The sequence below is a fragment of the Sphingobium sp. Ant17 genome (assembly GCF_000588875.1).
Taxonomy (GTDB): Bacteria; Pseudomonadota; Alphaproteobacteria; order Sphingomonadales; family Sphingomonadaceae; genus Sphingobium.
The window spans coordinates 51,256-63,724 of sequence record NZ_JEMV01000015.1 but is presented as its reverse complement, the minus strand read 5'-3'; the positions used below and the strand labels follow the sequence as shown (position 1 = coordinate 63,724).

Here is a 12,469-nt window from a genome sequence, read left to right as displayed (position 1 = left end):
TGAGACTGTCAGTTTTCAGTCATTTATGTCGCAAACTGTAACGGCGATCATGCGCCCCAACGATGTTCGCGAAACCATTTCGTGACGACATATTTGGTGCCCTGCTCGACTGGCCGTGCCGCATGCAGGCTCATGGCGTTGGGCGCGCCCGTGCGGTCCATATTGTCCCACGCCAGCAGCATGCCTTCAACCGGTGGCACCATGAATTCGCAATGCGGGAAATGCGTTTCGCCGCCAGCTTCCACGGTCGATAGATAGATCATCGCAGTCCAGCTACGCTGCCCGCCACTGGTGCGCATACGCTGCCAATAATCGGCGGTGACCGGGAAATAGTCGCAATGAACCTTATACTCCTGCCCGGCCGCATAGCGCTGCCCTTGCAAGGTTTCGCCATGGTCGCTTGATAGCCCGGTCAGCGCGCAGATCCGATCGCTCACCGTCCGCACCAGGTTATCGAACGGATCAAGGTTGCAACTATGGCTCGTGCGATAATCCGCACTCGCACTCCCGGAAAACAATGTCGATGGCTGCGCGCCCGCATCGATGATGGCGCGCAGGCCCGCGCATTCCTCGCGGCTCAAAAACCCCTGTCGTCCAAAAATGTCGAGCCGGTCGCTGTCGATCCGGCTGACCATGGGATTGCGCTCCAACCGCGCGCGCACCCCTGCGCCGATCTGCGCGCGGGCAGGGGAGGGAATGCCGCCATCATCCAATATGTCCGTCATGCCCGCCTCCTGCCACAGAGCGCAGGCACATGAAAAGACCCCGAAGCGTCGCCGCTCCGGGGTCAGGGGTTCCTGAAGGCCATATCAGGAAGTCTCGTCACGTCACCAGAAAAAACCGTGGATCACGTCGACGACATAGCCGTCGCGGACATCCACCAGCATGGCGTCGTCATAATAGCGCACCCAGCGCAGCGTGCCGTAAGCGGGCGGCAGGCGGTAGGCATAGGGATCGTTCAGCCAGTAATTATTGGCATAGAGCAGACTGGACAGGGTGATCCCGACCGAAAAGCGCCGATAGCCATAATCCCATCCCCGCGGTGCGGCGTAGCGGCCCATGCGGAACTGGTTGCCGTTGCGGCTGCGATAATTGTTCCAGTCGTAGCGCCGGTCCTGCCGCCAGCCATTGTCCCAACGGCGTTGGTTGCTCCAACGGGTGCGGTCATCATAGCGGCGGCCATTATTCCAGTTGCTGTTGCCAACGCCGCCGACCCAGCCGCGATTATTATCCCAGCGTCGGTCGTTTCGGCGGTCGTCGCGCCCGTCCCAGCGATCATCGCGGCGGTCGTCACGGACGTCGCGGCGATCGACGCGCCGGTCATCGCGGACGTCCCGGCGCACGTCGCGTCTTTCCTCGCGCCGATCCTGCCAGCCTTCGCGTTGGCCAACTGTCACGGCCCTGTTAGGAAGATTGCGGTCAGGCATGGCCCGAACCCTTGGGTCTGCGCGCCGTTGTTCTCGCCTATCCTGACGATAGGGTTCCATCGCATTGGCCGTGCGCGGCGAGGCGGCCTGTTGATCGCGCTGCTGCTGGGCTCGTTGCGCCATGGTCGGGCGGGCCATGTCACGGCGCGGTCGCTGCGCCTGTTGTTCGACCATCTGGCGCTGCTGTGCCATGCGGTTGCCACGCATCTCGCCACCACCACGATCGGGACGTTGCATCCGCTCGCTGCGATTGCCGCGCTCGCGTTGCTCATTTTGGGCATAGGCGGGCGCGATGCCGCTCAGCAATGTCGCACTCATCAACCCCGCCAGCATCATCTTCCTGAACATCGTCCCGACTTTCTTTATGGGGGCACAAACTGCGCCCTGATGACTTATGATTAGGCGGTTCGGTGTGTCGCGTGTCTGAACCCGTTCGTCAGCCATTTGAAAGAATCGGACGCACGCAACCATGCACAATGGTTCATCTTGCTATCATCCACATTATCCTGCGCCGTACATGCGTTTAGTGCTGCATCGGCCAAAAAGCTGATCCAGATCAGTGCAGCGGTCATGAACTCCCACTAGGACTGCCGCGTGAAGAAATCTCCCCATGTCGGCCACATCCGCCTGGCCCTGCGCGATGCGACGGCGGGCAATCATCGACAGGTCGATGGGCTGTTCGCCGACCATTCGCTTGACTCGCCCGATGGCTATCGCGCCTTCCTGACCGCCCATGCCCGCGCTTTGGGTGCGCTGGAACCGGTTGCATGTCCCGCTGCACCGCGCCTGCCGCTGCTGGCATCGGACATTGCTGCGCTGGGACAAGCCATGCCCGAACCCCTGCCGCTGGAGGATCGCTCGGGCGAGGGCTATCGCTGGGGGCTGCTCTATGCGCTCGAAGGATCGCGGTTAGGCGGCGCGATGTTGGCGCGAAAGGTCGCGCCAGGCCTGCCGACAGCCTATCTCTCCGCCGTCCATGGCAAGGGCGAGTGGATCGCGTTCCAGCAGGCGCTCGACAGTGCCGCGCCACAAGGCGACGACGCTTGGCTGGACGACGCCGTGGAGGGCGCGAGGGCAGCCTTTTCCATCTTCGCGCGGGCCGGTGCACCAGAGCAGGCGGCTGTGCATGGCTGACGCCGATGCCGCGACCGGCTTCGCCGTCGATCTCACCAATTGCGACCGCGAGCCGATCCATGTGCTCGGCGCGATCCAGCCGTTCGGCTTCCTGATCGCGCTGACCGCCGACTGGCTGGTGTCGCGCGTGTCGGCCAACAGCGCTGCCTTTATCGGCCATGAACCCGACGGCATGCTGGGTCGGCCGATCAGCACCATCTTTTCCGCCGACGCGATCCACACGTTGCGCAACCGCATCACCCTGCTGCGCGGACCCGATTCGGTTGAGCGCATCTTCGCGCTGTCCCTGATGGACGGCGGCCCGGCGTTCGACATCGCCGTGCATTTTTCCGGCCAGTTGGTCGTGATCGAGGGCGAGCCTGCCGCCCACGATGAGATGGAGGCGAGCAGCATCGTCCGCTCGATGGTCTCTCGGCTGTCCCAGGTGGAAGGCATGGCCCCGTTCCTGCGCGATGGTGCGCGGCAGGTGCGGGCGCTGACTGGCTTTGATCGGGTCATGGTCTATCGCTTTGCCGAGGGCGGAGACGGCGAGGTCGTAGCCGAAGCGCTGCGTTTGGGCGTCGATAGTTTCTATGGTCTCCATTACCCTGCATCGGACATTCCGGTGCAGGCGCGCGCGCTCTATCTGCGCAACATCTTCCGCGTGATCGCCGACGTGAAAGCGGTCCCGGTCCCGGTCGTACCAGCGCTTGATCCGACTGGTGCGGCGCTCGACATGTCCCTTTGCCTCACCCGCGCCGTGTCGCCGATCCATATCGAATATCTGGGTAATATGGGGGTAGGGGCATCACTCTCCATCTCGATCATCGTCGAAGGCAAGCTATGGGGGCTGTTCGCCTGCCACCATTATGCCCCGCGCCTGCCGACCTTCGCTCAGCGCAGCGCGGCCGAATTGTTCGGCCAGATCTTCTCGATGATGCTCGAAAGCCGCGAACGCGCCGAAACCGCCAGTTACGAGGGTAAGGCGCGGCAGGTCGCCGACCGGCTTATGGCGGCCGTCGCGCAGGATCATGACCTGTTGTCCAATGCCCGCTGGCTTGGCGACATTATCTTCGACACCATCCCTGCAGATGGGGTTGGTGTTTATATCGACGGGCAGATGACTTTTTCCGGGCTGGCACCCGAACCTGCGGATTTTTCGGCGATCGTCACGATGATGAACAGGGTCGCCGCCAGTCAGGTCTATACCACCGATAATCTCTCTTCGGTGCTACCAGAGGCGGCGGCTTATGCGGATCGCGCTGCCGGGCTGCTGGCGATTCCGCTATCGCGTCGCCCGCGCGATTATGTCGTGCTGTTCCGGGCTGAACAACTGCGCTCGGTGCGCTGGGCCGGGCAGCCGGACAAGCATATTGAATATGGCCCCAACGGCCCTCGCCTGTCCCCCCGCAAGAGCTTCGAAAGCTGGTCGCAACTGGTCAAGGGCGTAGCGCTGCCTTTTGCGCCTGCCGAATTGCGCGTGGCCGAAGCGCTGCGCACTGCCTTGCTCGAAGTCGTTCTGCGCCTCTCTGACTCAGCCGATCAGGAAAGGCAGCGCGCGAACGAGAAGCAGGAACTGCTGATCGCGGAACTCAACCACCGCGTCCGCAACATCCTTTCTCTGATCCGCGGGCTGCTGTCGCAGACCCGCGACAGTGCAGCGACGGTCGAGGAATTTATCGGAACGCTCGAAAGCCGCGTCCATGCGCTGGCGCGTGCGCATGACCAGATCACCGCCGATCGCTGGAGTCCCGCGCGTCTATACGACCTCATAGAGGTGGAAGCGGGCGCCTATCTCGGCGAGCGCCGCGATCGGGTGCAATTGTCCGGTCCCAATGTGTTGCTGACGCCCGGCTGTTTCACGGTCATGGCGCTGGTCATCCATGAAATGCTGACCAATGCCGCCAAATATGGTGCGCTGTCGGATAGTGGCACGGTGACGATCGACTGGCGCGTGGATGAAGATGGCAGCCTGCTGCTCGACTGGACCGAAAGCGGTGGCCCGGCGGTGGTCGCGCCGACACGCCGGGGCTTCGGCTCGACCGTCATCGAACGTTCCATCCCCTATGATCTGGAGGGCCATGCCGACATCAATTATCGGCTGGCGGGGATCGAAGCGCATTTCTGCATTCCGGCGCGCCATATCGTCTCGGTCCTGCCCGAAGCCGTGACGCGGGACCGGGCCAAGCCGGTAACTGCCGTGACGCCCGGCTTGCTGCGGGGACGCAATGTCCTGCTGGTCGAGGATAATATGATTATCGCCATGGACGGCGAGGATGCGTTGCGCGATCTGGGAGCCGACGTCTCAACCGTCGCCAGCGTCGGTCGCGCGCATGAAGCGATCCTGGTTCAGTCGATCGATCTGGCCGTACTGGACTTCAACCTGGGTCATGAAACCAGCTTGCCGGTGGCGGATTTGCTGACACAGAAGGGCATCCCCTTCCTCTTTGCCACCGGCTATGGCGACGGACTGGAATTGCCCGAACGCTTCGCGCACATCGTGCTGGTCAAGAAACCCTATTCGGGCACGACGCTCGCCCAGGCTTTGGGACCGATGATCGCGGCGTCCGACTAAACATTCAGGGTTTGCCGAGCGCTGGCACTGTCTTTGAAGCATTTTCCGGCGTGATGCCAGGGGGCGGTGTAGCGGCGACCCGCTCTTCCCCGCGCATGATCCGTCCCGCCCTTTTGATCGCGCCGCGCAACCGGGGATAGATGCCGCACCGACAGATATTGGTGATCGCCGCATCGATCTCCTCGTCGCCCGGATCACTGGTCCGGCGCAGCAGCACCGACGCCGCCATGATCATACCAGGGATGCAATAGCCGCATTGCGACACATTGTCGGCAGCGAAGGCCTGTTGCAGCGGATGGCCGCGATCGGGCGATAACGCCTCGATCGTGGTGACGAACCGGCCCTCGGTCTTGCCGATAGTCACCTGGCAGGATCGGACCGCTTCACCATCGATATCCACCGTGCAGGCACCGCAATCGCCCGTGCCGCAGCCATATTTGGTGCCGGTCAGGTTCGACGCATCGCGTAATGCCCACAGAAGTGGGGTTTCCGGGTCCATGCGATATTGCACCGGCCGATCATTGACGGTGAAGCGGGTCATGCCCCGCTTTCCTCCTCCGCCTCTGCCTTGTGATAGAGAACTTCATTGCGGATATGGATGGTGCGGGCGGCCAGCCGGATTTCCTGAATGAAGGTGCCGAATGCCGCTGCCTGTAACAACATGGCCAGGATGAACAGGATCGCGATCGCCGTGCCGAGGTGCGCATCGACCAGTTCGGAGGCGAATAGCAAGATCACGACCAGGCAGATAGCGCAGCCTGACGCCACGCACAGGAAGATCGCGCCATTGACCACGCTCATCCGCCGATCGAGCACACGGATTTCGCCGACCAAGCGGTCATGCTCCTCGCCACGCGACACCATGACGGCTTTTTCAATGACGCGGGCGCGATCGATGACCCGCGCCAGACGCGCGGCACAGACATTGAGGAACGCGCCGATCCCGGCGAGCAGAAAGACGGGTGCCACCGCTAGCTGGATCGTCTGGGCGACCTGCGAAACCTGGGGCAGGGAGATAAAGCCGTTCATCACGATCCTGTCCGCCTGCTTATCAGGCTGCGCCCTTGGCCGGGGTGTTGATGCCCATCGACTGGAGGTATTTTTTCACATTTCTGGCCGCCTGACGCAGCCGTTGCTCATTTTCCACCAGGCGATCCGGACATAGCCTTCGCCATCCTCGCCATAGCCCACGCCTGGCGCGACAGCGACCTTGGCATGGGTGAGCAATTGCTTGGAAAATTCCAAACTCCCCATCTCCTTGAGCGCAGGTGGTAACGGTGCCCAGGCGAACATGGACGCGGGCGGGGCAGGAATGTCCCACCCGGCGCGGCCGAAGCTTTCGACCAGTACGTCGCGGCGCTTGTGATACAATTCGCGGTTCTTCTGCACGATGTCCTGCGGCCCATTGAGCGCCGCGCAGGCTGCCGCCTGGATCGGCGTGAATGCGCCATAATCCAGATAGGATTTCACCCGGCTCATCGCCGCGATCAGCTGCTTGTTGCCGACCGCGAAACCGATCCGCCAGCCCGCCATCGAATAGGTCTTGCTGAGCGAGGTGAACTCGACCGCGATGTCCTTCGCGCCGGGCACCTGGAGGATCGAAGGCGTCGGCTTGCCGTCATAATAGAGCTCCGAATAGGCAAGGTCGGACAAGACCCAGACCTTGTTCTCCTTCGCCCAGGCGACGAGCCGTTCGTAAAAGGCCAGGTCCACCGTCTCGGCCGTCGGGTTCGACGGATAATTCACCACCAGGATCGACGGGCGCGGCACGGTGAAAGCCATCGCCCGGTCGAGCGAACGAAAATAATTCTCGTCCGGCGTCGTCGGCACAGATCGGATCGTGGCGCCTGCCAGGATGAAGCCGAACATGTGGATCGGATAGCTGGGGTTGGGGGCCAGCACGACATCGCCCGGAGCCGTGATCGCCGTGGCGAGGCTCGCCAATCCTTCCTTCGACCCCATGGTCACGACGACCTCGGTTTCTGGGTGGACATCAACGCCGAAGCGGCGACCATAATAATTGGCCTGCGCCTTGCGAAGGCCGGGGATGCCCTTGGACTGGGAATAGCCATGGGCGTCGGGCTTGCGCACCACCTCGATCAGTTTGTCGATGACATGCGGCGGCGGCGGCAGGTCGGGATTGCCCATGCCCAGGTCGATAATATCCTCGCCCGCCGCGCGCGCCGCTGCCCGCATCGCATTCACTTCGGCGATGACATAAGGGGGCAGGCGCTTCATGCGGTAGAATTCTTCGGACATTATAGGGGCTTTCCTGAAAGCTCTCGGTAGGGAATAGTGCGGCGCACGCCGTTGTCGCGTCACAATCTGGCTATAACCGGGCAATCTGCGCCACGCCAGAAAAAGCGGTGCGACGCAATGATACCAGGTAAGAGGAGAGTGGCCATGGATAAAGTCGATATCATGGAGCCGCATCTGCCGACGCTGGACCAGATGCAGCAATGGACGCACGCGATCGGCCGCGCCCAGCAATTGATGCTGGAGCAGGCGGCGGGTGCATCCGGCATGACGCTGCCCTTCGACCCGCAAGCCGTGGCGCGTATCCAGTCCGGTTTCGCCGACGAAGGGCTGGCAATGTGGCAGCGCTTTCTCGATTCGGGCGGCATGTGGCGCGATGAACCCGTGCCCGTCCCGGCCGACAGCCCCGCCGCACGCAAGGATCGCCGCTTCGCCGACCCGGCCTGGACGCAAAATCCCTTCTACGACATCATCCGCCAAAGCTATCTGCTGGTGTCTGACTATATGACCCGGTTGGCCGATGCCGTGGATGGCGTGGACCCCAAGCAGAAGGCCAAGCTGCGCTTTGCGACGGGTGGCATGCTGGACGCTCTGTCGCCTTCCAATTTCCCGCTGACCAATCCAGCCGTCGTGCAAAAGACGATCGAAAGCGGCGGCGAGAATCTGGTCAAGGGCTTGCAGCATATGCTGGCCGACATGGAAAAGGGGCAGTTGACCCATACTGATGGCACCCAGTTCGAACTGGGGCGCAACATCGCCGCGACGCCGGGCAAGGTCATCCATGAAACCCCGCTCTACCAGCTGATCCATTATGCGCCGTCGACGGACACGGTGCTGGAAACGCCGCTCATCATCTTCCCGCCGTGGATCAACCGCTTCTACATTCTTGATCTCAGCCCGGAAAAAAGCTTCGTCAAATGGGCGGTCGATCAGGGGATCAGCGTCTTCCTGGTATCCTGGAAATCCGCTGACGCCGACATGAAGGATCTGATCTGGGACGATTATATCCTGCGCGGCCAAGTCGATGCGATCGATACCGTGCGTGATCTGCTCAAGGTCAAGAGCGTCCACACGATCGGTTATTGCGTGGCGGGGACCACGCTGGCGGCAACGCTGGCGCTGCTTGCGGCACGCGGCGAAGCGGACAAGGTGGCAAGCGCGACCTTCTTCACCGCGCAGGTCGATTTCAGCAAGGCAGGCGACCTCACCCTGTTCGTGGACGATGAACAGATGAAGCTGGTGGACAAGCTATCGACCGGCGGTTTTCTTGATGGGCGCTATATGGCGCTGACCTTTAACCTGCTGCGCGGGCGCGACCTCATCTGGAACTATGTCGTCAACAATTACCTGCTGGGGCAGGATTATCCTCCGTTCGACCTGCTCTACTGGAATGGCGACACGACCAACCTGCCGGCGCGCTGGCATCGCGATTATTTGACCCAGCTCTACCGCGATAACCTGCTGGTCACGCCGGGCGCGATCAGTGTCGATGGCACACCGATCGACCTCAAGACGGTCCAAACGCCCGCTTATGTCCAGGCAGGCAAGGAAGATCATATCGCGCCGCTCGAAAGCGTGTGGAAGCTGACCGAAAATCTGTCCGGTCCGATCCGTTTCGTGCTGGCGGGATCGGGGCATATTGCCGGGGTCATCAATCCGCCCGCCGCCAATAAATATCAATATTGGGTCTGCGACGATACTCAGCCCACCCTGCACGCCTTCATCGCGCAGGCCAGGGAAACGAAGGGAAGCTGGTGGCCGGACTGGCGCGGCTGGCTCGAAACGATCGATTCGCGCACCGTGCCGGTCAAGGGCGCGCGGCAGCCTGGCAAAGGGCGGCTCAAGGCCATCGAGGATGCGCCGGGGCGCTATGTGAAGGGCGGATAAGCCGCTTCCTGTACAACCCACGGTGAGGCGGTCCTTTCCTGCGACAGGCGGCAGATGTCGCTTTTGTTGCACTGCACAATAATTCTTGCATTTTCATATATGCGGGCTTATTGTGCAGTGCAACAAACGGAGGATGGTCATGGCTGTTACACCAAAGACTGGAGCCGCTGCCAAGCCCGGTAAAAGCGGATCGGCGACATTGTCGGCGAGCGAAGCGTTGAAGGCGGCTGAAGCGGCTATCGAGCCCACGCCCGCTGCCCGGAAGCCTGCCCCGCCGCGCAAGGCTGTATCGAGCGTTCCGGCGATGGACGCCAACCCCGCGAAGTCGGTGCCTGCAATGGATGCCAATCCATCCGCGAAATCCGTGAAGGCTAAGGAAGCCAGTCCGGCAGCGATCGTCGCTGCGACGACGGCGGCGGATGCCATGCCGGAGCCGGAGATTGAGGGTGTCGCTGATGCTGCCCCCAAAGCTGATACATCACAGAGCCTCGACAAAAAGGCCAAGACGACCGCAACCAAGCCGCTGCCGGCTGTAGAAGGAACGAAGATCATGAATGACGTGATGGAAAACGGTAAGAAGTTCGCCGAGGACACCAAGGCCAAGTTCGAAACCGCCTATGCCGACATGAACGAGAAGGCCAAGGCCAGCGTCGAGAAGTCGACCAAGGCGATCGAAGAAATGAGCGACATCGCCAAGGGCAATGTCGAAGCCATGGTCGAATCGAGCAAGATCGCCGCCAAGGCGATGGAAACGATGAGCCAGGAAGCCGTCGACTACAGCCGCAAGAACTTCGAGAAGGCCACCGCCGCGCTCAAGAGCTTCGCGACCGTCAAGACGCCGACCGAATTCTTCCAGCTCCAGAGCCAGATGCTCTCCAGCAGCTTCGACGAGTTCACCAAGGAAGCCGCGAAGAACAGCGAAGCGATGATGAAGGTTGCTGGCGACATCGCCCAACCGCTGACCGCGCGCGTGACGCTCGTCACCGACAAGGTGAAGTCGCTGGCCGCCTAAGCGCCCGCGTTTTTCCGCCTATAATGCAAAGGGCGCTCTTCTCTCATGAGAAGGGTGCCCTTTCGCGTTGATGCCCTAATCTGGGCGGCTCACCCGTCCTGCCCCATCGGCCCCTTGCCATGGCCGGACAAATCGCCATATTCCCTTACATCATGAACAGCATCATCTCAGCCCATGCGGACCCTGCGACGATGGCGGGCCAGGACCAGGACGACCAGGGCGAAGGTCCAGGTGGTCCAAACGTCGGTATCGCCACCCGTACCCGTACGCGCACAAAAAAGCCTTCGCTTTACAAGGTACTGATGCTCAACGACGATTACACGCCGATGGAATTCGTCGTCCATGTGCTTCAGCATTTCTTCCGCATGGATATGGAGCAGGCCACGCGCGTCATGCTGCATGTCCACCAGCGGGGCGTCGGCGTCTGCGGTATCTTCAGCTATGAAGTGGCCGAGACGAAGGTGAACCAGGTGATGGATTTCGCCCGGCAGAACCAGCATCCATTGCAATGTACGCTGGAAAAGGCCTGACGTCTGCCGCCATCTTGGTGGTTGATCAGTTGCTGTCTATTGATCGATAAAATCGATCATTCATCGCACTTTATACTGTTTTGCCAGAACTGCCTGACGGCGTATCCTTCTCCTCATCCAAGACGAGGAGGATGACTATGGCCGACAAGCCGACCATGACGACGAGCGCTGGTGCGCCGATTGCCGACAATCAGAACAGCCTGTCCGCAGGGCCGCGCGGCCCCTTGCTGTTGCAGGATTATCAGCTGATCGAGAAGCTGGCCCACCAGAATCGCGAACGGGTGCCGGAGCGAGTCGTGCATGCCAAGGGATGGGGCGCGCATGGCACGTTGACCATCACCGGCGATATCTCTCAATATACCAAAGCCAAGGTGCTGCAGCCTGGCGCGCAGACACCGATGATCCTGCGTTGCTCCACGGTGGCAGGCGAAGCGGGCGCTGCCGACGCTGAGCGTGACGTCCGTGGCTTTGCGCTCAAATTCTATACGCCGGAAGGCAATTGGGATCTCGTTGGCAACAACACGCCTGTGTTTTTCGTGCGCGATCCGCTGAAATTCCCGGACTTCATCCATACGCAGAAGCGCCATCCGCGCACCAATTTGCGCTCCCCCACGGCAATGTGGGATTTCTGGTCGCTGTCGCCCGAATCGTTGCACCAGGTGACGATCCTGATGTCCGACCGTGGCCTGCCGACCGATATTCGCCACATCAACGGATATGGCAGCCATACGTTCGCGCTCATCAACGACGCGGGTGAACGCTTCTGGGTCAAATTCCACTTCAAGACGATGCAAGGCCATCGGCATTGGACCAATGAGGAAGCGGCGCAGGTCGTCGGCCGTACCCGCGAATCGACGCAGGAGGATCTGTTCGAGGCGATCGAGACCGGCAATTTTCCCAAATGGAAAATGCAGGTCCAGATCATGCCAGAAGCGGACGCCGACAAGACGCCCTATAACCCGTTCGACCTGACGAAGGTGTGGCCGCATGCCGACTATCCGCCGATCGACATTGGCGTGATGGAATTGAACCGCAACCCGGACAATTATTTCGCTGAAATCGAGCAGGCGGCGTTCAGCCCGTCCAACATCGTGCCCGGCATCGGCTTTTCGCCCGACAAGATGCTGCAAGCGCGGATCTTCGCTTATGCCGACGCGCATCGCCATCGCATCGGCACCCATTATGAAGCATTGCCGATCAACGCCCCGCACTGTCCGGTGAATCATTATCACAAGGATGGGGCGATGCGTTTCTTCGCCAATAATCCCAACCCGGCCGCCTATTATGAGCCCAACAGCTTTGGCGGGCCGGTCGAGGATCATCGCTTCGACGAGCCGCCGCTTAAAATCTCCGGCGATGCGGATCGATGGAACCACCGCGAGGGCAATGACGATTTCGGCCAGCCCCGCGCGCTGTTCAATCTGTTTGACGACGGACAGAAAGAACGTCTGTTCGCCAACATCGCTGCTGCGATGGGCGACATCCCCGACTTCATCGAAGAGCGTCAGTGCGCACTGTTTGACCAGGTTCACCCGGACTATGGTGCGGGTGTGCGGTCGGCGCGGGTGGCGATCAAGAATCGTAATCCCGCCATTTCGGCCCCGACCGATCAGACCATGGCCGACGCGTCCGCCTGACACCTGGATCGCGGACACAAGCCTGACCCCCG

At 61.3% G+C, this 12,469-nt stretch carries 10 protein-coding genes and 1 pseudogene; 6 read left to right on the top strand and 5 right to left on the bottom strand.

The features are described 5' to 3' along the window. Positions 1–47: 47 nt before the first annotated feature. Both BF95_RS09015 and BF95_RS09010 read right to left on the bottom strand, forming a co-directional pair. On the bottom strand, positions 48–725 hold the full coding sequence (locus tag BF95_RS09015) for a prolyl hydroxylase family protein (RefSeq protein ID WP_043150960.1): 678 nt from the start codon (positions 723–725) through the stop codon (positions 48–50). Between the two features lie 102 nt (positions 726–827). Continuing rightward, complete coding sequence (locus tag BF95_RS09010) at positions 828–1,775, bottom strand: RcnB family protein (protein WP_043150958.1); 948 nt, start codon at positions 1,773–1,775, stop codon at positions 828–830. 246 nt (positions 1,776–2,021) lie between these two features. Between BF95_RS09010 and BF95_RS09005 the strand changes: the two genes are divergently transcribed. Together BF95_RS09005 and BF95_RS09000 are read left to right on the top strand one after the other, a co-directional pair. Further along, the gene (locus BF95_RS09005) at positions 2,022–2,561 is read left to right on the top strand and encodes a biliverdin-producing heme oxygenase (protein ID WP_051519932.1); all 540 of its coding nucleotides are present in this window, start codon (positions 2,022–2,024) and stop codon (positions 2,559–2,561) included. Next, positions 2,554–5,115, top strand: a complete 2,562-nt coding sequence (locus BF95_RS09000; RefSeq protein WP_043150956.1) for an HWE histidine kinase domain-containing protein — start codon at positions 2,554–2,556, stop codon at positions 5,113–5,115. Before BF95_RS09005 ends, BF95_RS09000 begins: the two co-directional genes overlap by 8 nt. Before the next feature lie 4 nt (positions 5,116–5,119). Here the strand turns inward: BF95_RS09000 and BF95_RS08995 are convergent, their stop codons facing one another. From BF95_RS08995 to BF95_RS08985, 3 genes and pseudogenes are all read right to left on the bottom strand, one after another. Continuing rightward, on the bottom strand, positions 5,120–5,656 hold the full coding sequence (locus BF95_RS08995) for a (2Fe-2S)-binding protein (RefSeq protein WP_043150954.1): 537 nt from the start codon (positions 5,654–5,656) through the stop codon (positions 5,120–5,122). Next, positions 5,653–6,144: a DUF2721 domain-containing protein gene (locus BF95_RS08990; protein ID WP_043150952.1), complete on the bottom strand. Its 492-nt coding sequence runs from the start codon at positions 6,142–6,144 to the stop codon at positions 5,653–5,655. Before BF95_RS08990 ends, BF95_RS08995 begins: the two co-directional genes overlap by 4 nt. A 22-nt stretch (positions 6,145–6,166) precedes the next feature. Next, positions 6,167–7,374 (bottom strand): annotated as a pseudogene (locus tag BF95_RS08985) (LL-diaminopimelate aminotransferase). A gap of 144 nt (positions 7,375–7,518) precedes the next feature. Here BF95_RS08985 and BF95_RS08980 point away from each other — a divergent pair. The 4 genes from BF95_RS08980 to BF95_RS08965 all read left to right on the top strand — a co-directional run bounded on the left by BF95_RS08980 (position 7,519) and on the right by BF95_RS08965 (position 12,437). Continuing rightward, positions 7,519–9,258 (top strand): PHA/PHB synthase family protein, encoded by a 1,740-nt coding sequence (locus tag BF95_RS08980; protein ID WP_043150949.1) that lies wholly within the window; start codon positions 7,519–7,521, stop codon positions 9,256–9,258. A 139-nt stretch (positions 9,259–9,397) separates the two neighbouring features. Continuing rightward, positions 9,398–10,270: a phasin family protein gene (locus BF95_RS08975; RefSeq protein WP_043151008.1), complete on the top strand. Its 873-nt coding sequence runs from the start codon at positions 9,398–9,400 to the stop codon at positions 10,268–10,270. Between the two features lie 152 nt (positions 10,271–10,422). Further along, a complete protein-coding gene (clpS, locus tag BF95_RS08970; RefSeq protein WP_235209653.1) occupies positions 10,423–10,800 on the top strand; it encodes an ATP-dependent Clp protease adapter ClpS in 378 nt (125 codons plus the stop codon). Positions 10,801–10,937: 137 nt separating this feature from the next. Next, positions 10,938–12,437, top strand: a complete 1,500-nt coding sequence (locus BF95_RS08965) for a catalase (protein ID WP_043150946.1) — start codon at positions 10,938–10,940, stop codon at positions 12,435–12,437. Positions 12,438–12,469 lie beyond the last annotated feature (32 nt).

Coding starts and splice junctions, on each gene's coding strand:
- BF95_RS09015 (WP_043150960.1), bottom strand. CDS start 725: ATGACGGACATATTGGATGATGGCGGCATTCCCTCCCCTGCCCGCGCG.
- BF95_RS09010 (WP_043150958.1), bottom strand. CDS start 1,775: ATGTTCAGGAAGATGATGCTGGCGGGGTTGATGAGTGCGACATTGCTG.
- BF95_RS09000 (WP_043150956.1), top strand. CDS start 2,554: ATGGCTGACGCCGATGCCGCGACCGGCTTCGCCGTCGATCTCACCAAT.
- BF95_RS08995 (WP_043150954.1), bottom strand. CDS start 5,656: ATGACCCGCTTCACCGTCAATGATCGGCCGGTGCAATATCGCATGGAC.
- BF95_RS08990 (WP_043150952.1), bottom strand. CDS start 6,144: ATGAACGGCTTTATCTCCCTGCCCCAGGTTTCGCAGGTCGCCCAGACG.
- BF95_RS08980 (WP_043150949.1), top strand. CDS start 7,519: ATGGATAAAGTCGATATCATGGAGCCGCATCTGCCGACGCTGGACCAG.
- BF95_RS08975 (WP_043151008.1), top strand. CDS start 9,398: ATGGCTGTTACACCAAAGACTGGAGCCGCTGCCAAGCCCGGTAAAAGC.
- clpS (WP_235209653.1), top strand. CDS start 10,423: ATGAACAGCATCATCTCAGCCCATGCGGACCCTGCGACGATGGCGGGC.
- BF95_RS08965 (WP_043150946.1), top strand. CDS start 10,938: ATGGCCGACAAGCCGACCATGACGACGAGCGCTGGTGCGCCGATTGCC.